This window comes from Oceanococcus atlanticus (assembly GCF_002088235.1).
In the GTDB taxonomy this organism is placed as follows: domain Bacteria; phylum Pseudomonadota; class Gammaproteobacteria; order Nevskiales; family Oceanococcaceae; genus Oceanococcus; species Oceanococcus atlanticus.
This window is the reverse complement of the sequence record NZ_AQQV01000001.1, coordinates 609792-629441: the sequence shown is the minus strand read 5'-3', so window position 1 is coordinate 629441 and position 19650 is coordinate 609792. Positions and strand designations below refer to the sequence as shown.

Below are 19650 nucleotides of genomic sequence, written 5' to 3'. Positions count from 1 at the left end.
GAATTGATTGAACACGGAGCTGAGCATGAATGAATCCGCAACGATTTCCGGTCGCACCGCCTGGGTGCAGATCGGCGCCGTGCTGGCAGCGATCGGCGCCTCGTTGTGCTGTGTTGCGCCACTGGTCTTGATTTCCATCGGCGTCGGCGGCGCCTGGGTCAGCTCGCTGACCGCATTGGAGCCCTATCGGCCCATCTTGGTCATCGCCACCCTCGCGTTGCTCGCATTCTCCGGCTGGCAGCTCTATCGGCGCGAGGAGGATTGCGCGCCGGGTGAGGCCTGCGCCAACCCGGCGGTCAAACGCCGCCAACGTCTGATCTTCTGGCTCATCACCTTCCCCGTGTTGGCCTTGCTCGCTTTTCCCTGGTACGCCCCAGCCCTGCTTTAAAGGACGAATGACATGCTTTACAAGACCGTATTCATTGCTCTGCTGAGCTTGTTGGCGGGGTCACTGACCGGCTGTGGAGGCCCTGTCGGTGCCGAGGAAAGACCGGCATCGGCCGCCACCGAGACTGTATCGCTTGCGGTCGAAAACATGAGCTGCGCGACTTGCCCCATCGCAGTGCGCAAGGCCCTTGAAAGGGTTGATGGCGTGCGATCCGCTCAGGTGAATTTTTCGACCAAGACCGCCACCGTGACCTACAACGCGAACAAGACAGCGGTATCCGAGCTGACCGAAGCCACCACCAACGCCGGCTTTCCATCTGCGATGACAAGCAAGCCCCCAAGCAGCGAGCGCCCGCAGTGAACGGCGGTGGTGAGGGTCTGCATATCGCCATCATCGGCAGCGGCAGCGGCGCCTTCGCGGCCGCCATCCGCGCTGCCGAGGCCGGCGCCCGCGTGAGCATGATCGAGTCCGGCGACGTGATCGGCGGCACCTGCGTCAATGTCGGCTGCGTGCCCTCCAAGATCCAGATCCGCGCAGCCCAGCTAGCGCAGCATCAGCGGCTAAATCCCTTCGAGGGCCTGCCCAATCACGCGCCTGCCATCGAGCGCCCGCGGATCGCGGCCCAGCAGCACTCACGGGTGGAGGAGCTGCGCCAGGCCAAGTACCAGAAGAACCTGGACGACAATCCGGGCATCAACATGATCCGTGGGCGCGCCCGCTTCGAGGACGCCCATACCCTGCACATCGAACTGCGAGGCGGCGGGCTGGAGCGCATCACCGCCGATCGCGTGCTGATTGCGACCGGCGCCTCACCCATGATCCCGCCGATCCCGGGGCTGGCCAACACGCCGTACTGGACCTCGGACGAGGCGGTGTTCAGCGACGAAGCGCCCGAGCACCTGCTGGTCATTGGCGCCTCGGTGGTGGCGGTCGAGCAGGCCCAGGCCTTTTGCCGGCTGGGATCGAAGGTGACGATCCTGGCGCGCAGCACCCTGCTGTCGGGCGAGGAACCGCACCTGGGCGCGGGTCTCACTGACGCCTTCCGGGCCGAAGGCATCGACGTGCGCGAGCACACCCAGGCTATCGCGGTCCGGTACGAATCAGGCCAGTTCGTCCTCGAGACACGGGACGGCCCGATCCGTGGCGACCGGCTGCTCATTGCCACCGGCCGTGCGCCCAACACCCGCGAGCTGGGCCTGGAACAGATCGGCTTGGCGACCGACGAGCGCGGCGGCGTCAAAGTGGACGAGCACCTGCGCACCAGCGTCGAGACCATCTACGCCACCGGCGACTGCACCGACCTGCCGCAGTTGGTCTACGTGGCCGCCGCCGGCGGCACCCGCGCGGCCGTGAACATGACCGGCGGCGAGGCCAGGCTGGACCTGTCCGCCATGCCGGCGGTCATCTTCACCGAGCCGCAGGTGGCCACCGTGGGTCTGGACGAAGGCCAGGCACGGAAGCGCGGCATCGAGACCGAGACGCGCAAGCTGGCGCTGGACCACGTGCCCCGGGCCCTGGCCAACTTCGAGACCCGCGGCTTCGTCAAGCTGGTGGCCGAGGCCGGCAGCCACCGCCTGCTGGGCGTGCAAATCCTCGCCGCGGAGGCCGGCGAAATGATCCAGACCGCGGCTCTGGCCGTGCATCACGGCATGAGCGTCGAGGCCCTCGGCGATTTGCTGTTCCCATATCTGGTGCACGTGGAAGCGCTCAAGCTCTGCGCCCAGACCTTCACCAAGGACGTCGAGAAACTCTCCTGTTGCGCCGGCTAGGCATATCGTCTCCGACCCACTCGAATCCGGCAGGAATGGACACGAGCGTGTGCGGATCACCGCGAATCAAGGGTGTCGCAATCCATCCAAACAAGTCTCGAACAAAATCACAGACCGAGCCGCAGCCAGCCGCGTTCGACCAGACCCGGCAGGCGCGCCGCCCAGGCCGGCTCGCGTGTCAGCTGACCCAGCCTCGTGCCGGCCTGGGTTGCGAGCAGCAGGGCATAGTCCGGGTCATCCAGCCGATGGATCTCGGGCCATTGTTCACCATGGCGGATCACCAGCAGGCGCTGGGCGTCCTGGCCACTCAAATCCAGCGTCGTATCTGGCTCTGAGGGCTGGTTGGCCTGCCAGATGTCCAGCACCGGGTAGTGCGTGTGCAGCAGACGGGCGGCGGTCGGCAGACACAGCGGCAGGGCTGCCTGCTGGTCTGGGTCCAGCGTTGCCAGTTGCTGCCAGTCTTGAGGCGGATCGTTGGCGGCATGGAACACCTCGTGCCAGGCCCATTCCAGCTGGGCCACCTCAGGCAGATAAGGCCAGTTGGCCAGAGGCGCAAAGTCGGCAAGCCAGTCGGGAAGCGCTTTGCCGAGTGCGATCAATGACCAGGTGCGGGACGGGTTTTCGGCGAGGTAGCGTCGCGTGCAGGCACCAAAGCTGTCTGCGCCCAGCAATCGCTCGAGTACGGGAAAGGTTTCAGCCAGTGCCCGGCTCTGGATACCCCGAACGCTGCCACTTTGGATTGCCAGCGCTCGCCGGGACCCGCGTCGCGGATCATCCTGCAACGCGCTGAGCACGGACTCGTCGCCATCGAGCAGCGCGGCCAGTAGGCCATGCTGCAGATCAGCGAGCCGCATCCATCCGCTCCTGTGCCCGTGCGGCCTCGGTGCACAGGGTCTCGAAATCGGGTATGTCCTGATCCCACTCCAGCGACGTCGGCACTGGGCCGAAGCGCGCCAGTGCCGCTTCGTACAGCGACCAGACATCCGGCTGTACCGCCCGACCGTGCGTGTCCAAGCGGTGATCCTCGGCCTGCTCGTAGCCGGCCAAATGCATCTGACGCACTCGCTCAGGCGGGATGGCGGCCAAATAGTCGCCGGGATCGAAGCCGTGATTGTGCGCGCTGACCGCGACGTTGTTCACATCGAGCAAAATCTCGCAATCGGCCTCATCGGCTACCGCGGCAAGAAACTCCCATTCGCTCATGCACGAATCCGCATAGCGCAGGTAGCTCGATACGTTCTCCAGCACGAGGCGACGCCCCAGGCGCTCCTGCACCACCGAAATGCGCTGCACGCAGTGGCGCAGCGCTTCCGGGGTATACGGCAGCGGCAGCAGATCATGGCTGTAGCGGCCGCCGGCATGGGTGAAGCACATATGGTCGCTCACCCACTCCGGCTGTACCGCCGCCGCCAGTCGCGCCAGCCGATCCAGATAGTCATGATCCAGCGGATCGACCGAGCCAATCGACAGGCCGACACCGTGCAGCACGACGGGGTAGCGCGCGCGCACGCGTTCCAGCTGTCGCATTGGCGGGCCAGAGGTGTCCAGATAGTTGTCGCTTAGAGCCTCGAACCAGCCGATGTCGTGATCGCCGGCCAGTATCTCGGCCTGGTGCCGGGGCCGCAGCCCCAGCCCGACCCCCTCTATGACTTGACCTTGCCGTCGGTGATCTTGTTGCAGGTGCCCTTGGGAAGGTAGATCCATTCTTCAGGATCATTGTCCGTCTTGGCCATACCGGAACAGGCGTGCTGGCTGGTGCCGCAATCGTTCATGCCCGCCTTGACGATGCCGGTGCATTTTTCCTTGCCTTCCGGAGCCTCGGCGGCGTGTGCTGCCGCAGTTCCTGCTGTGATCATGCTTGCCACGGTTAGGGCCAGTAGTGAGTTGGAATGTTGCATGGTTTTCTCCTTGCTTGATGAAAGTCCTGTTATAAGGACCGGGTAAATCAGATAGTGTCGCGTGAAGGTTTAAGTAGGCTATTTGCCTGCGCCAGATGCCTGCCCAATTACAGGCCCTTGTGCGCATTCAGTTGCCTGCCACGCCAGATGGCGAAGATCGCCGGAAACACGATCAGCACCATTAGCAGGGCAGTGCCGACGCCGCCCAGCATCGGTGCGGCGACCCGCTTCATTACATCGGCGCCGGTGCCGGCCGAATACATGATCGGCACTAGGCCCATGAACAGCGCTAGGCCGGTCATCAGCTTGGGCCGCAGGCGTTTGGCCGCGCCTTCGACGATGGCTTCGCTCAAATCGGCGGCGTTGCGCATGCGGCCGTCGGCCACGTGCTGTCGCCAGGCGATATCCAGATACAGCATCATCAGCAGGCCAAGCTCAACGGCCAGCCCGGCCACGGCAATGATGCCCACGGCCACAGCCACCGACATTTTGTAGCCCAGCGCCCACAGCAGCCAGCTGGCGCCCACCAGTGAGAACGGCAGGGCCAACATCACCACCAGCGTTTCCACCAGTGATTTGCGGTGGAAATAGAGCATGAAAAAGATCATGAAGATCGTCAGCGGCACCAGGATAGTGAGGCGCGCCTTGGCCCGCTCGAAACTCTCGAACTGGCCCGCCCAGGCGATGCGGTAGCCGTCTGGGATCTTGACTTGTTCGCTGACCACGTCCTTGGCCAAGTCCACATAATCCGGAATGCCGATACCGTCGCCGACATCGACAAACACAAAGCCGACCAACTGCCCATCTTCGTTACGGATCATCGGCGGCCCGGTGCGGAAGTTGATATCAGCCACCTGAGTGATCGGAATTTGCGCGCCGGCGGCGGTGGTGACAAATACCCGTTCCAGGGCCTCGAGATTGTCGCGGTATTCACGGTTGTAGCGCACCAGGATGCCGTAGCGTTCCCGCCCTTCGACCGTTTGCGAGACCATCTGGCCGCCAATGGCCGAGACAATGACGTCCTGCACATCGCCCACATTCAGGCCGAAACGCGAGGCCGCGTCGCGGTCGATGTCGAAGTCCAGGAAGTAGCCACCGGTGGTGCGCTCGGCGAAGGCACTGCGCGTGTACGGCGCTGTACCTTCGTCAGCCAGCAGGGCTTCTTCGATGTCGGTGGCGGTGGTTTCGATGGTCGCCAGATCCGGCCCGAATACTTTGATACCCAGCGACGAGCGTATGCCGGTGGCCAGCATCTGGGTGCGGGTCTGGATAGGCATCCACCAGATATTGGGCATGCCGGGGAAGCGCAGCTTTTCATCCATTTCGGCAATCAACTTGTCCCAGGTCATGCCCTCGCGCCACTGACTTTTCGGTTTCAGCGTGATGTTGGTTTCAACCATGGATAGCGGGGCCGGGTCGGTGGGACTGGTGGAACGTCCGACCTTGCCGAACACCCGCTCGACTTCCGGGAACTCCATCAGCATGGCATCCATGGTCTGCAAGACCTTCTGCGCTTCACCGGTGGACATGCCAGGCAGCGCGGTGGGCATGTACAGGATGCTGCCTTCGTTTAGTGGCGGCATGAACTCGCTGCCCAACTGCCGCAGCGGAATGACCGACGAGGCCATCAGCAGCGCACCGGACAGGATCACCGGCCAGCGGTAGCGCACGGCAAAGCGCACGACGGGTGCGTAGCCGCTGACCAGCATGCGGTTCAGCCAGCTTTTCTCGCCATGAATTCTGCCGCGAATGACCAGTACTGCCAGTGCCGGGATCAGGGTCACGGAAAGCAGCGCGGCAAAAAACATCGAGTAGGTCTTGGTCCAGGCCAGCGGCTTGAACAGCCGGCCTTCGCTGTCCTGCAGGGCGAAGACCGGCAGGAAAGAGACCGCGATGATCAGCAGGGCGAAGAAAATCGAAGGGCCGACTTCCTGCATGGCATCGATAATCACATCGGTGCGTGATTCCCGCTCCGCTACAGGTTTGTCCTGCCACAGGCTCAAGCGTCGGTGGATGTTTTCGACGATGGCAATGGCCGCATCAACCATGGCGCCGATTGCCACCGCGATGCCACCCAGTGACATGATATTGGCGGTCAGGCCTTGGTAATACATCGGAATGAAGGCCAGCAGAATGGCGATGGGCAGCGTGATGATGGCCACCAGCGCGCTGCGCAGATGCAGCAGAAAGACGATGATGACCACCGAGACGATCAGCATTTCCTCACCCAGGGTGACTTTCAGCGTGTCGATGGCGCGAGTGATCAGGCCGGAGCGGTCATACACCGGCACCACTTCGACACCTTCGGGGAGGCTGGTGGCCACTTCGGCCAGCCGGGACTTGACCCGCTCGATGACATTCAGCGCGTTTTCCCCGTAGCGCATTACAACAATGCCCCCCACGGCCAGACCTTCGCCGTTGAGCTCGGCGCTGCCACGTTGCAGGCCCGGACCCAGGCTCACCGTGGCTACGTCCGCCACCCGGATCGGTACGCCGTTGTCGCTGACACCGAGTACGACCTTTTCCAGATCGGCTGTGGATTTCACATAGCCGCGACCGCGCACGAATTGCTCGTGGCCGGAAATCTCCAGCACTCGGCCGCCGACGTCGTTGTTGGAGCGGCGTACCGCCTCGACCACGCGCTTGAGCGAAATGTCGTAACTGGCCAGGCGGTCCGGGTTCAGATTGATCTGATATTCCTTCTGGTAGCCACCCACCGAGGCGACCTCGGCCACGCCTTCCACCGACTCCAGCGCGTAGCGCAGATTGAAGTCCTGGATGCTGCGCAGGTCCGCCAGGTTGTTGTTGCCTGACTTGTCGATCAGGGCGTACTGGTAGACCCAGCCCACGCCGGTCGCGTCGGGGCCCAGCTGGGGCGTGACGCCCTCGGGCAGGTCGCCGCTGGCCGAATTGAGGAATTCCAGCACCCGCGAGCGCGCCCAGTAGATATCGGTGCCGTCCTCAAAAATCGCATAGACGAAAGACAATCCGAGAAAGCTCTGCCCGCGCACGAATTTCACGCCCGGCGCAGCCAGTAAGGTGGTGGTCAGTGGATAGGTGATCTGGTCTTCGACCAGGTCAGGACTGCGCCCGCTCCATTCGGTGAACACGATCACCTGCACGTCGGACAGATCGGGGATGGCATCCAGCGGTGCGCTCATCAACGAGCGTCCGCCCCAGGCCGCCGCCACGGCCACCAGCATCACGGTCAGCAGCCAGTTGCGGGCGCACCAGGCGATCAGGCCGGCCAGTGCGCCGCGACGGTAATCATGCTCGGCTACCATTGTTCGATCCCCGTTTTGAGTTTGGCTTCGGCGGCGATCAGGAAGTTGCCCGAGGTCACCACCGTGTCACCCGGCGACAGGCCGTCGGTGATCTCCACCCAGTCACCCACGCGCTGGCCAGTCTTCACGCGGATGGGCTTGAGCTTGCCGTCGTCGCCGAGATCCTTGAAAACCACGCGCGTCTCGCCGGCGATCAAAACCGCTTCGGAGGGCACGGCGAGGCGCCGACCAAGGTCGGCCTTAAGGGCAACTTCGGCGAACATGTCGGGTTTGAGCACGCCCGCCGGATTGTCCAGCACCAGCCGAATGCGGGCGGTGCGGGTAGCACCCGATAGATAGGGGTAGATGTAGTCCACGGTGGCATCGAACTGCGCTCCGGACTGCAAGGGCAGCGTCACTGTGGCTGCCATGCCGGTGCGCATCAGTGGCAGATCCGCCTCGTAGACCTCGGCATCAATCCACACCGTTGATAAATCGGCGATGCGCAGCAGCATCGCGCCGGTTTTGACCGCGCTACCTTCGTTGACCATCTTCTCGACCACCGTACCGCTGGCGGGCGCAAAGATCGGCAGGTATTCCAAGGCTTCACCGCGGCGCTCCAGCGCTTTGATTTGCTCATCTGTTATGCCCCACAGCATCAACCGTCGGCGCGCCGCGGCCAGCAGGCTGTCGTTAGGGCCGCGCCCGGACAAACGTTGCCGCGTTTCCAGATATTCCTGTTGAGCCGAGAGCAGTTCGGGGCTATAGACCGAGAGCAGAGCTTGGCCTTTCTCGACCTGCACACCGACGAAATCCGCTTGCAGCTCACCAATCCAGGCATCAAATTTGAGCGTGACATTGATGATGCGACGCTCGTCATAAGTCACCTTGCCGACCGCACGGATCGACTTGTTCAGCTCGCGTGACTGCGCTTTTGCCGTCTGCACGCCGATCATCTGGCGACGGCGGGCATCGACGGTAATCACGCCGGAGTTGATGTCTTCGTGGCTAACCGCGCTCAGGTCCATGCCGCAGATCGGGCACTGGCCCGGCTGTGACTCACGTACGGAAGGATGCATTGGACAGGTGTAGTAGGCTACGCCTCCTTCTTGCACTGGTGACATGGCTGGCTGGGTGTTGCCCGTGTGCATGTCAGCGTGGTCGGCATGCGTTTGCATGTTGTTGTCCATCGGCTCCAGATTCATACCGCAGATCGGGCACTGGCCGGGGCCGGGCTTGCGCACGGAGGGGTGCATGGGGCAGCTGTACACCGTGTCATCGGCTGCGTGATCGTGAGCCATGGATTGGCCGGGCATCTTCATGCCCATTGCGTCCCCGGCATGCTCGTCCGCCACGGTGTTGGTGGTGGGCTGCATGGACTGGCTGGCAGCGACCATGCGGCCCCCGGAAGAAATCGACAAACCTTCGCGACCGGTGGCCATGTCGAAGCCCAGACGGGCTTCCCCCAGCCCGTCTTTTGCAATGGTGACGGACAAGGGCCATTCGCCACGCATCTCCAGTTCCAGTGGCCCCGAATACAGGCCGGGTTCGACTTCCTGTAGATCCGCTGGGGCGCGCATGGCGGACATGGCGCCCATGGCCGGCATTTCACCGTAGGCCTGGATTCGTGCAGCGGTCACAGCCTGGCCCTGTTGGTCCGCGAGCTGGATGCTGAGCTGGTTTTCGCCAACCATCGGCGCGCTGGGGTTCAGGGCGATCGTCACCCGAAATGGCCCGGAGGTGTAAGTGGTGGCGTCGGCCAAGCTGGCGGCGTCCATGTTCGCCCGCTGTTGAGCCTGGGTCATCCAGTAGCCCATGCCGCCTACGGCAATGACCAGCGCGATAAGGAGTAAGTTGCGGGTATTCATTCCGAATTCCTCAAAGATTGGGTTGGTTCAGGCAGCGGGCTGCCGGACCATCGTTGTAACTGAGCGATGGCGATGTCGTAGTCGGCGCGCGAGCGCTCCAGCTCCAATTCGGCCTTGAGCAAGACTTGTTCGGCCAGCAGCACGTCCAGGAACGAGCCGGAGCCGGAGCCGTATTCGGCGCGGGCCGCGCTGAGGCTTTCACGAGTACGGGGAATCAGTGCGCCTTCATACAGCGCGATTTCGTGGGCGGCTTCTTCCGCCATCGCATGGGCCTGCTCCAGTTCGTTGAGCAAGGCTGCACGTCGGTCGGCCATTTCATATTCCAGCTTCTGGATATTGGCGCCGGCCTGGGAGATTCGATCGCGGTATTTCGACCGGTCCAGTGGCAGACTCAGGCCGACACCTATGGACCAGCGCTTTGGCTGTGCATCGAGAAAGCTGTTGTAGCCGCTGAATACCTTGAAGTCCGGATAGGCATCCTTTCTGGCCAGCGCTTGCCGGTCCTGGCCAGCGGCGATTCGTTAACTCGATACCTTCATTCTCGGCCAATGCTTCATTGCGTGCCGCACGCGAACGCAGTCCCAGCGTCCCGGGCCAAGGTATTTCCTGGCTGAGTTCAAACCGGACATTGGCGCGTCGTGTCCCGGATGGCGTGTCCAGCCCACCCAAGGTGTCCGGGGCCACAGCGCCCGAGAGTTTCGGGTCCGGCAGAGCGCCTGCCGGGGCAATTTCCAGCCGAGCCACGTCCGCGGCCGCGCGCATCGAGTCAAGGCCCGGATTCTGCCGCATCACAATGGATACGAGTGAATCCGGGGTCAGGGGCCCAGCGGGGTCGAAGGCGGCTTGTTGTGCCCCAGCTGTTGCTCCCGCGGTCGTGGTGAGCACGAGCAAGCTCGTGCGAAACAGGTTATTCATGAGTCCATACCGATTGATGACGCGTGACGACATCACGCGTTGAACCACGCAGGGCCGTTGCAGGCCGCCGCGCGCTTGGTCAAATCAAACGGTTAGACTTTCGGCGGACGGAACAGACCGCTGGGCGATTGCTGTATGCGACGGGTCGGGAATACCGGCAGCGCGACGTTGTCGACAGCCGAGACAGTAAAGCTTATCGATGGCGGCCCCATCACGCCGCCCAGACAACACATCCCGGTTGCTTAGCCATTGCCTTCACAGTCCGCCATGCTCATCGAGACGGTCGTCTCCATGGTGTTTGCGTCTGTCGTCGGTGACACCGAATCCATAGCGTTCATGGACAGGTCCATCTCATGAGACATCGCCTGGCCTTGTTCTGGCGGGCAGCACGCAGAAGTCCACGCCAATGCGCTGCCCGAACCAATCAGGCTCAGGATCAGTAGCGGCATCAGGATGACGTGCAGGTGTCTCATGAGTTCGAATATAAGCCTAGACCCTGGTCCAAGGTCAAGCGAACAATTGTTTTACAGGGCTGCGGCGAATATATTGTTTCGGGAAATGCCTCGAGCTGGGCGCTTGAATGTCCGCATTTACGTCCAACTTATCGTCCGTCGATGAGGAAATGAAGGTCAGCAATTGGCCGTCTGGTGACATCGTTGAACATGCGGTGGCTTACCAACTGGGTCGCCAGCTTCAACGAGCTAGTATCAGCTCCTTGGAATTGGTCGTATAGCTCCGGGACAGCCGTGATTGATTCATCGACCAACGTCGCTTTCCCGCCAACCGCCCTAAACACAGCGCCTCACGTCCAAACCGTTGGTTGATAGCGTCCATGGTGCCGGACAGCTTGTCGGCGCGCTGAACGGCATCATCGTTCGTAAATAGCCCAAATTGAGTGTTCTCACGCGGCGTGAGGTTCATGAGATTCACGCCAGCTTTTTTGTACTCGAAGCCCGGCTTATACAGGTGCTCCAGCGTGCGTATAGCGAAGCGTGCCAGCATGACGGTATCGTCCATGGCGTAGGGCAGTTTGAGGGTATAGCCGGTCGAGTACTGCGGGGCTTCTGCCTTGAACACATTGGTGCAGATAAACACCTGCATGGTGCTGGCCAGGCTACCTTGTCGGCGCAGCTTTTCAGCAGCGATGGAAACGAAGGCCAGCATAGCTTCTTTCAGGCTGGATAGATCTGTGACGGGTTTGCCAAACGAACGACTGGATCGGATCTGCTTTTTAGGTGGTGGAGCCTGTTCCAGATCCATGCATGCGTCGCCGTTGAGCTCAGCAACGACGCGTTCTATCACCACGCCAAAAAGCTGTCTCAGATGTTTCGGATCAGCGCTTTGTAGGTCGGCAACCGTGCGGATGCCCATTGCCGTCAGGCGCCGCTGGGTGCGAAAACCGATACCCCAGACTTCGCCAACGGGAATTCGCGTCAGCACCGCGGTTTGATCGTGGTCAGTCCAATCTTCAAGGTTGAAAATGCCATCGTATTCCGGCGCCTTCTTGGCTACGTAATTGGCGAGCTTGGCACGGGTTTTGGTGCTGCCAATGCCCACGCAGACCGACAGGCCTGTCCACTGGCCGACGCGCTGACCGATGCCTGTGGCATGACGTGCCAGATTTGGAATACCCGTCAGGTCCAGAAAGCTTTCGTCAATGCTGTAAACCTCCTGGCTGGGTGCCAAATCCCCGAGTATTGTCATCACCCGGTTCGACATATCGGCATACAGCGCGTAGTTGGAGCTGAAAACCTGGGTTCGTCTTTGGATTGACGGGGCAACCTGATGCCAGGGCTGGGCCATTTTGATACCCGCTGACTTGGCTTCAGCTGATCGGGCCACCACACAGCCATCGTTATTGCTCAGGACAACGACAGACCGCCCCCGCAGTGTCGGGTCAAAAACGGTTTCGCAGCTCGCATAGAAGTTGTTGACATCAACAAGCGCGATTCGCTTAGAGCTTGCGGCCGATCCCACGGACAATCCCCGTTACAACGCCCCAGATGATGTGATCCGGATCGTTGTCCAGGAACATGGGCTGATACAGCTCCAGAGAATCATGGCGAGAGCACAGGGCCATGCGGTCACCGATCAGGTCCAGCACTTTGACATAGACCCCGCCTTCAAAGACCGCCACCACCAGATCGCCACGTCGCGGATTCTTGGAGCGATCCACCGCCGCGATGTCCTCCGACAAAATGCCCAGATTCTTCAGCGACTCGCCTTCAATACGCACGAAGAAGGTCGCGGGCGGGTTGGTAACCAGCAACTGGTTGAGGTCGATGGTGTCCTCAACGAAATCCGCAGCAGGGGAGGGGAAGCCGGCCTGTGGCCTGGGGGAAGACACCAGAGCAAGTTCCATCACAGCAGGGTCGATGGCGGCGTAACCTACGCTGATGTCGTGCATTGGGTGGTTTGCATGAATACTGTCCATAAAGACAGTAATACGCCCGACCGCCTCATTGATGCAATAGCGAACCGTGTAAGTGTGTGATTTACAATCCGTCCGAACATAACCGACAGGTGCCGTCATGTGCTTTTCTGCGCAAGTCAGTGCTGATCTGAGCGAGCTACAGGAGCATTTCGAGGCTCAGATCGATTATCAGGTCTTTGCGGACATCCTGGAGCAGCGTTTGACGAACAGTGCGATCAAGATCCCCAAGGCCCTGGAAGCGAACTTCATGGAGCCCAGTACAGGTATCGAGGAGCATATTGCCAGCCTGATCCAGCAACACAGGAAAGCTGAGACCAGCCGACTGGAAGCGGTGCTGTTCAAGCAAACAAAACGCCGGGCTGATGCTGAGCGCAAGTTGCAGATCAAGGAAACCAAAACAGCGCGGGAAAGCCTGCGCATCGCGACAAAAAAGATCAAATGGGCCAAAGGCAAGCTGGCCGATTTGGTTCGGAACACGCTGGAACCCAAGGACTCACGGATTTTCCCTTTCCAGTACGCCGCTGTGGTTGTGAGAGAGAACGGGCAAAACTGGATTCGCCCAATGCGCTACCACTGCCGCCCTGCTGGAAAACCTGCCAGCTATGATCGGCGATACGATGGCCTGTACAACGCCCGCCGGGACAACCTAACTGGCTTCTGGAAAGGCCAGTTTGGTCACAGCCACGGCCTGATTCGGATAACGGCGTTCTACGAAAATGTCGCTAGGCACGATTTCGAAAATCGGGATCTGAAACCTGGAGAGAAGCCTGAGAACATGGTTCTGGCATTTCACAGCGAGGTCGAGGCCATGACGGTGGCCTGCCTCTGGTCCCGCTGGGAAAAACCGGATCAACCATCGCTGACTTCGTTTGCAGCCATCACCGATGAGCCGCCCCCTGAGGTGGCAGCAACCGGTCATGATCGTTGCGTCATTGTGCTGACAGAACAGGCCGCCGGCGATTGGCTGGAACCGGGTCAGGCAACACTGGAGGATCTGGACGCCGTATTGAATGACCGACCATCACTTTATTATCGCCATAAGATCGCAGCATGAAGAGCAATGGTGAGAGCGGTGCTTAAAGCCCAATCGCCGCCAATTCTTCCATTAGATACTTTTCATGCCGCAGGCCGGATTTTTCGTCTTTCAGCCACTTGGCATAGTGCTTGTTCAGGACCTTCAGATCTTTGTGTCCCATCTGCGTCATGACGAAGTAGGGGCTTTCGCCAGCAGACAGGGCCATTGATGCATAGGTATGGCGAAGTTGGGTTGGACTGCGGCGGCGAACACCGGCTCTTTGGCAACGGTGTTTCAATGCACTCCAGACATCGCGTTCAAGGTGCCATGGCTGACCGTTGATGCTCTTGGTAAAGATGTAACCGTGTTCGGCTTGGCCTGAGATTTTCTTTTGGCTTTCTAATGCCCTCAGTCCCAGAGACTTGAATTCGACAATCCGGTCTTCTTCATTCTTCGTGGATTTCATTTCCTTCAAGACGAATGCACGTTGTACATGTACGGTGGCCCTTTTTAGGTCAACGTCAGACCATCGCAGCGCTCGAATTTCAGACAGGCGTAAGCCGGTCGAAACCCAAAACAACACTAAGTTTTGAAACTCAGGCTCGCAGGCCAGCAGCAACTGGTTCAGTTCGCGGCGTTCGAGGGGATCGACCTTGGGCTTTGGAACCTTGATACCGCTTACCTTTTTGACGATGTTCTTCTTGACTGCGTTTTCGTCTTTTGCGTATTCCAGACCTTGCCTTAGGACGCTCAGAGTATTGTTTACGGTTTTCGCGCTGTAGTTTTTCTTCAGAAGAGTTCGAAGGTTTTTGACCTGATTTTTGGTCAGCTCCCGCACCAGGATGCTGCCAAGCGTTGGGCTAATGCGGTTTTTATGGGCGTTTCGGTAGCCACGCAGGGTGCTTTTGGAAATCGTCTGGATTGACATCATTCCCACAATCGCGGCATCGACTGTCATATCCGAAGTGGCGAGGATCTTCTGGGCACGCCTAGAGTCTGGAAAGTGCACCTCATACTTAAAGGTGCCCAGCTTGATTTCACGCTTTACCGTTTGAAGTTTGTCATAGGCGTCATCTAGCCCTGCTTCTGTCGGCAGCCAGTTCAGTGTTTCTCGAACCCACTTGCCCTCATACTTAAACCTGATACGGATCGAACGGCCACGGATCTCAACCCCGGTGTACGGGGATTCTGTCAGGATGCTAGACGTACCCATCGGTCGTATCCTTTCAGTGAGATGTGGATGTGGCCAAAGGGATCGCGATGGAACTCACGTCCTTCGATCCATTGGGCGCGATAAATTCTCTGGCGAATCGCGTCCGGTTCGTAGCCGTAGATTTCGCAGAATTTTTGCAGTGGAAGATGATCTGGCCGGTACATTGGCGCTGATTTTTGAGGCATACGTAGGTCCTATTCGGGTTGATTACCCCGAGCAGGTACCTGCGCCTCAGACAGCGGGTGCGGACGCACAAGCGACCGCACCAATTGCACATATTTCCCACGTTCTTCAATCCCCGGGTGGCGTTATGAATGCACATCCGGCGGAGCGGAAGGGCGCTGATAAATCCGCATCGACGTTTTGCCGGTTTTTGCCTCAACTACCTTGGCGGTTTCATTTGCGATGTGATCAAAAGCGTGACGTTCCGCTGCTGCCGTCGCACTGAGCCGGTCCGCAGCCCAGAGGACCGCCCCTTCCACAGTTTGAGGATGCGTGGCACGTGGAAAGCCTTTAAGCATTTCCAGGATGTGCTTCGCGCCATCTGGCCAGTGTTCTTCAAAGTGGCGGATGGGCACAGAAAGGCTGCGAATGAGGTTCGAGTAATCGTCGCTGCCTGAGGATCTCCCCGTGATTTTTGTCAGGTCGTGAACAACGGCCCCAGCAACACAAAGATCTCGGCGCCAATCAGGCATGTCGCTCAGCAATGGGCAGCCATCGATCATCAGGATCATCTCGCTGACATGCTTTGCCAGTCCGCCCGGTTCCGCGTGGTGGGAAGACCACGAGGCTCCATTCCTGAAGTAGGTTTCGTAAATGCGCGGGTGACCCAACGCCAGTTCGCAAAACCGGCGAATGACATCGCTGTTCATGGCCTCGATCCGTTCGATGATCTGATCGAAATAGGGCAGGGCACTTTTGACGCACACTTCACGTGGAACTTGCTGAATGTGTCCATAAACGGCGTGTTCAGATTCGGTCAGGTCAGCAACCTGCACGATGGCTTCGCCCGAAGTGTTGATCTCAATCTTGCCCTGACAATGCAGGACAGCATCGTCCATTTCACCAGGATGGCTGTACATCAATTCAAAGGCGTTGGCGCTGGCCTGGATCGAGCCAGTGGCATCGGCCAGTCGGAAGATGATTTCGGATTCATCTTCACCAAACTCAGCCTCACGGATGCGGTAGACCCCAAATACGGGCGCGTTGGGAAGGCGAATGATGTCGCCGATAGCAATACTTTTCTTCATTAAAAATCCTTTCGTTAAGTGGTTTTACTGCTATGAAGTAACAACAGTTGTTACATGATAGAGACAAGTATCAACGTTTGTCAATAGACTTGTGCTCAGGCATTAGGAGCACACCGTGGGAAAAAAGACGCAGATTGCGTGCTGGGCTTACCCGGATCTATTGGAAAACGTGGATGCAAAAAGGGAAGAGCTTTCGTCAGAACTGGGATTCATTCCGACACGCTCGGACATCATGCGGGCGGCATTGGAAAACTATCTGGAAATGGACGTGACGGCGTATGACAAGGACACGTCGGCTCGTTCAATCGCCCAACGAAAACGGTGGGCGAGGGAGCGTGGCGAGGAGTAGCCTGTGATCAGGTGGGAGCGGATTGGAGCAACCGCTTTTGAGTCGTTCTCAAGGCGGCTGTTGATCGGTCGCTGAGCGTTGCATAAGCATTCAAATTTCGAGCAGCAATTCCCGTTGTGCCGGCGCCGCATGTCGGATCTAAAGCGTGGCCTCCGGACGTTGGCAGGCACATTTTCAGCACATGCTCGATAACAGCAACAGGTTTCTGGCCCCCGCGAAAACCGACGCTTTCGGATCTCAAAGCAAAGCCGCTGATCATGGGTGACACCACGACATTCGGTGGTCCTGGCTTGAACGCCAATCGACCACTCTCAGCAAGATCAAGCTGAGAGTCTGAATAGAAATTTTCCGGGTGGATTTTCGCGTTTTCGGAAACCAAATGCAGGCAAGCATTCTGGGCAGCACGCCAGCCGCGCGCGCGTGTTGGTGCATTCTGAAAATGCCATGTCACCCAGCCTTCCATCCTCCAATTTCTGGGCCAGCGATCGACCAACAGCCCCAGTGACGCAGGGAATCCCCAGCACAAAATGTGATCACTGATTTTGGCAGCAGCATGAATCAGCTCGATGGTTTTTCGGGCAAAACGCTGCCGGCCGGCCGCGTCGTTACTTTCATAAACCGGGTCAAGATGCACGACGTCAAACCGCCGGTGATTCCGGCGGTAGTTTTCCATCAGTGCAATTGCGTCGATGGGAGGCAGTACCGTAATGCCTTCAATCAGGTGTTCCGGGGCAGTGACGGCGTCTTTACGTTCCGCTTTGGCCGGCACAGCTCCGGTTCGTTTGGCCGCATGTACAGCCAGTAGCCGATCCACCTCTGGCCTCAAAGTTTCAGGAATCCGCACCAGTCGCGTCGGCTCGTCAAACCGTCCAGACCCGCGTGGCCGACCCGCACCTTGTCGGCGTCCTCCATGTGTCATTTCACATCTATCATGATTGATGTAACAAAAATCAAGAATAGACCAAAATGACGCCCCCTTCCGAAGAAGGGGGGTCAAGAGTTATACGCAACAAAGTTGCGCTTAGAGTCATGGCAGATTGTCCGTCGCAATCCGTCATCGCCATCATCAAGATGGCTTGGTGCTTCCTGGTCAATACGGTTTCGACCACAACGCCTTGGGGGCGTCAGTCCACAAGTACCTCCTAATACAATCCAAGTTTTTCGCACCCCTGGGAGGGGATGCGGATCGCCAAAAAAACACAGTGCTCCCACACTGTTTCCAAAGGTGCGCCAACACCAGTGGAAGTTCCGTCATGGGCTGCCAGCCCATTTACAATTACGTCTGCTAGATAACGCTTTCAACTGGTCCACTCGGCCTCAGGATCACTCCTTCGGTTGCTGGAATTGCCTACGCGGTTATGCGGTGCCAACCGCCCGTTTCAGCTTCACCTAAACGACATCCCCACTGAGGGCAGCCGTCTGGTTTTTTTCCCGTCTATCCCTGCACTCTCCACTTACGGTAGATGCAGTGTCACGTTGCTCCAACGCCAGCCCCGGTACAGCATCGACTTTGCCATTTTGTCGATCCGGTTCGGCGCGTCCCACGTTAGTGAGGCTCTACTACGATCAGGTAGCCGGCTGCCTCCCATGTTCCTCGTGTGTGACGCGACACACCACGTTCGTTTGGCTGTGAGCAAAGATCCCAAAATCTTCATCAGCCCGAGGTTCATGATCATCAGCACTAGTACAGCCTTGCGGCTTGCCGGCAGCGCCCCGAAGGGCGTTTTTCCATCTCTCCTGAATGCGACTTCTCAGCCTACATTTACACGTTTGAGCTATACATCGACCCTGGATTTCTCCAGGTGCCGCCATGGCAGCGTTACCACCCATGGCCAACAGCGCTTAGTCAATCAATCCTTGCGGAAATCCTGCCTCGTCCACCCCGAATCGGGATGCGGAATCGTTCGAAAACGACGCCGGCTGTCGCAGAAACCATCGTGTCAGGCGGGTTAGGTGCGGTTCATTTCCCTACACCATCCCGATATTTCGAGCACATCACAGGGTTCACCATTTCCAGTCAGTCCGAAGACCTCCCTTTATAGGCTCCCGTTTCCGTGTCGCCCAATGTTGGTTGGGCACGTTCTCGTTCAATTTGTCACCAAAACCCGCCGCAACCTTTTTCTGAAAAGACGCGATAGAACAGAGGAATTGCACCCCTGAGCCCCGCGCGCATTCGGACGAGCTCCATTAAGAGCATCCGGCTGCTCCGGCAGACTTGGCCGCACACGTTGGCATGTGTACGGCCCGTGAGGTGGTTGGCAACCACCCCAAATTGCAATTGACGGTTGGGGACCTCCTCATCCCCGTTTTTGGCGTGAATGAACAGGTTTGCCCATCGATCGTTGGCTGCGATCGGCGGCACTTGCACTTATTTCGGTACCTGTGTCCCAGATGCTCTTCGAGATCTGTGACGCGTTTGTTTAGGAATCTTCTTTTGTATGTCCTTCGGACATTGTTCGATCTCGTCGAGTACAACTTGTATCTACTCAGGAAGTACCGATGCCCAAGATTAAATATGACCCGAAAGTCTACGAAGGTAAGATCGCCACCATGCGTCACATGCTGCATGCCGTCTCACATGGATACCACCACTGGACCGGCGGCCGGGTGCCCGCCGCAAAAGCACTGAATCTCGCTGCCAAGTTTGCTGAGTTATATGGTGTGGATCTGGGCCGCAATCGCCGATACCGGCGCCGTGCCGCCAGCAAAGCCAATGCTCAACTGTTCTTCTACCCGATTGCGGATTCTCAGGATCTGGCCTGGTGGCTGCTTGCCACAGACGGTGAAGGGAATGTCCATCGTCAGGAAAATCTCAAAGACACCCGCATCAAGCATCAACGTCTGAACTGGCTGGGTGAGTACGAGGTGGCTCACCACTCGCGCCCAGAGACGCCCAAGCCGTCGTATTCCTGGCGAATGACGGCCAAGACCTATGACAACTGGAAAATCCGCTTGAAACATGCTGGCTCAAGCGCCGACACCTCTTTGATGCGCCAAGCTGTCTGGTCGCTATACCGAACCCCTGGAGCCGCGGTGATCAGAAAACAGGTGGGTCATCTGATGGCCCTGGCCAAGAAGGAATGGAATCGTCATCACGATATCGCAGCGTTTCCCCCGGTTCCTGGCACGCTGCTCTATATGTCTCATCGTCAGGATGATGTTCAGCCCTTGTCAATGTTGGTGGCGCGGGTCGCCAAAGGTCGAAAGAGCTGGTTTGGTGGTCGCCGCCGCGTCAGTACAGGGTAGTTGTGGACTGCCTCAATGCAGCGTGAATTTCCACCGTAGAGA

The 19650-nt window shown here is 59.0% G+C and carries 18 protein-coding genes; 6 read left to right on the top strand and 12 right to left on the bottom strand.

The genetic code is table 11. The features are described from left to right. The first annotated feature begins 25 nt into the window (after positions 1–25). Genes ATO7_RS02910 through merA form a run of 3 tightly spaced genes read left to right on the top strand, consistent with a single transcriptional unit; the run spans position 26 to position 2157 of the window. Positions 26–388: a mercuric transporter MerT family protein gene (locus ATO7_RS02910; protein ID WP_083559405.1), complete on the top strand. Its 363-nt coding sequence runs from the start codon at positions 26–28 to the stop codon at positions 386–388. A 12-nt stretch (positions 389–400) separates the two neighbouring features. Continuing rightward, a complete protein-coding gene (merP, locus tag ATO7_RS17215; RefSeq protein WP_083559404.1) occupies positions 401–748 on the top strand; it encodes a mercury resistance system periplasmic binding protein MerP in 348 nt (115 codons plus the stop codon). Continuing rightward, a complete protein-coding gene (gene merA / locus ATO7_RS02900; RefSeq protein WP_407938457.1) occupies positions 664–2157 on the top strand; it encodes a mercury(II) reductase in 1494 nt (497 codons plus the stop codon). The genes merP and merA overlap by 85 nt, the downstream gene beginning before the upstream one ends. Before the next feature lie 107 nt (positions 2158–2264). Here the strand turns inward: merA and ATO7_RS02895 are convergent, their stop codons facing one another. The 9 genes from ATO7_RS02895 to ATO7_RS02855 form a co-directional block, all read right to left on the bottom strand. Further along, positions 2265–3011 (bottom strand): HvfC/BufC N-terminal domain-containing protein, encoded by a 747-nt coding sequence (locus ATO7_RS02895; RefSeq protein WP_083559402.1) that lies wholly within the window; start codon positions 3009–3011, stop codon positions 2265–2267. Next, positions 2998–3861: an MNIO family bufferin maturase gene (bufB, locus tag ATO7_RS02890; RefSeq protein ID WP_083559401.1), complete on the bottom strand. Its 864-nt coding sequence runs from the start codon at positions 3859–3861 to the stop codon at positions 2998–3000. The genes ATO7_RS02895 and bufB overlap by 14 nt, the downstream gene beginning before the upstream one ends. Then, positions 3801–4055, bottom strand: coding sequence for a BufA1 family periplasmic bufferin-type metallophore (locus tag ATO7_RS02885; RefSeq protein WP_083559400.1), 255 nt, complete (start codon positions 4053–4055; stop codon positions 3801–3803). The genes bufB and ATO7_RS02885 overlap by 61 nt, the downstream gene beginning before the upstream one ends. Before the next feature lie 107 nt (positions 4056–4162). After that, entirely contained in the window at positions 4163–7339 is a 3177-nt protein-coding gene (locus ATO7_RS02880) for an efflux RND transporter permease subunit (RefSeq protein WP_083559399.1), read from the bottom strand. After that, entirely contained in the window at positions 7333–9186 is a 1854-nt protein-coding gene (locus ATO7_RS02875) for an efflux RND transporter periplasmic adaptor subunit (RefSeq protein ID WP_083559398.1), read from the bottom strand. Before ATO7_RS02875 ends, ATO7_RS02880 begins: the two co-directional genes overlap by 7 nt. After that, positions 9183–9677: a TolC family protein gene (locus ATO7_RS16710; RefSeq protein WP_240499434.1), complete on the bottom strand. Its 495-nt coding sequence runs from the start codon at positions 9675–9677 to the stop codon at positions 9183–9185. Before ATO7_RS16710 ends, ATO7_RS02875 begins: the two co-directional genes overlap by 4 nt. Positions 9678–10343: 666 nt before the next feature. Further along, positions 10344–10574 carry a hypothetical protein gene (locus tag ATO7_RS02865; RefSeq protein WP_083559397.1) on the bottom strand — a complete coding sequence of 77 codons (231 nt, stop codon included), beginning with the start codon at positions 10572–10574 and terminating at the stop codon, positions 10344–10346. 220 nt (positions 10575–10794) lie between these two features. After that, positions 10795–12078, bottom strand: a complete 1284-nt coding sequence (locus ATO7_RS02860; RefSeq protein ID WP_083559396.1) for a Y-family DNA polymerase — start codon at positions 12076–12078, stop codon at positions 10795–10797. Beyond that, complete coding sequence (locus ATO7_RS02855) at positions 12056–12508, bottom strand: LexA family protein (RefSeq protein WP_158523012.1); 453 nt, start codon at positions 12506–12508, stop codon at positions 12056–12058. Before ATO7_RS02855 ends, ATO7_RS02860 begins: the two co-directional genes overlap by 23 nt. 124 nt (positions 12509–12632) lie before the next feature. On the opposite strand from ATO7_RS02855, the gene ATO7_RS02850 reads away from it, so the two are divergent. After that, positions 12633–13589 carry an SOS response-associated peptidase family protein gene (locus tag ATO7_RS02850; RefSeq protein WP_083559394.1) on the top strand — a complete coding sequence of 319 codons (957 nt, stop codon included), beginning with the start codon at positions 12633–12635 and terminating at the stop codon, positions 13587–13589. Between the two features lie 22 nt (positions 13590–13611). Here ATO7_RS02850 and ATO7_RS02845 read toward each other — a convergent pair whose 3' ends face one another. Both ATO7_RS02845 and ATO7_RS02835 read right to left on the bottom strand, forming a co-directional pair. Then, complete coding sequence (locus ATO7_RS02845) at positions 13612–14763, bottom strand: site-specific integrase (RefSeq protein WP_083559393.1); 1152 nt, start codon at positions 14761–14763, stop codon at positions 13612–13614. A 308-nt stretch (positions 14764–15071) separates the two neighbouring features. After that, positions 15072–16013, bottom strand: coding sequence for a hypothetical protein (locus tag ATO7_RS02835; RefSeq protein WP_083559391.1), 942 nt, complete (start codon positions 16011–16013; stop codon positions 15072–15074). 115 nt (positions 16014–16128) lie between these two features. Between ATO7_RS02835 and ATO7_RS02830 the strand changes: the two genes are divergently transcribed. Continuing rightward, positions 16129–16362 carry a hypothetical protein gene (locus ATO7_RS02830; protein WP_083559390.1) on the top strand — a complete coding sequence of 78 codons (234 nt, stop codon included), beginning with the start codon at positions 16129–16131 and terminating at the stop codon, positions 16360–16362. Positions 16363–16369: 7 nt separating this feature from the next. Here the strand turns inward: ATO7_RS02830 and ATO7_RS16705 are convergent, their stop codons facing one another. Beyond that, the gene (locus tag ATO7_RS16705) at positions 16370–17206 is read right to left on the bottom strand and encodes a class I SAM-dependent methyltransferase (protein WP_158523011.1); all 837 of its coding nucleotides are present in this window, start codon (positions 17204–17206) and stop codon (positions 16370–16372) included. 1655 nt (positions 17207–18861) lie between these two features. Here ATO7_RS16705 and ATO7_RS02820 point away from each other — a divergent pair. After that, positions 18862–19608 (top strand): hypothetical protein, encoded by a 747-nt coding sequence (locus ATO7_RS02820; protein ID WP_083559388.1) that lies wholly within the window; start codon positions 18862–18864, stop codon positions 19606–19608. Positions 19609–19650: the final 42 nt, after the last annotated feature.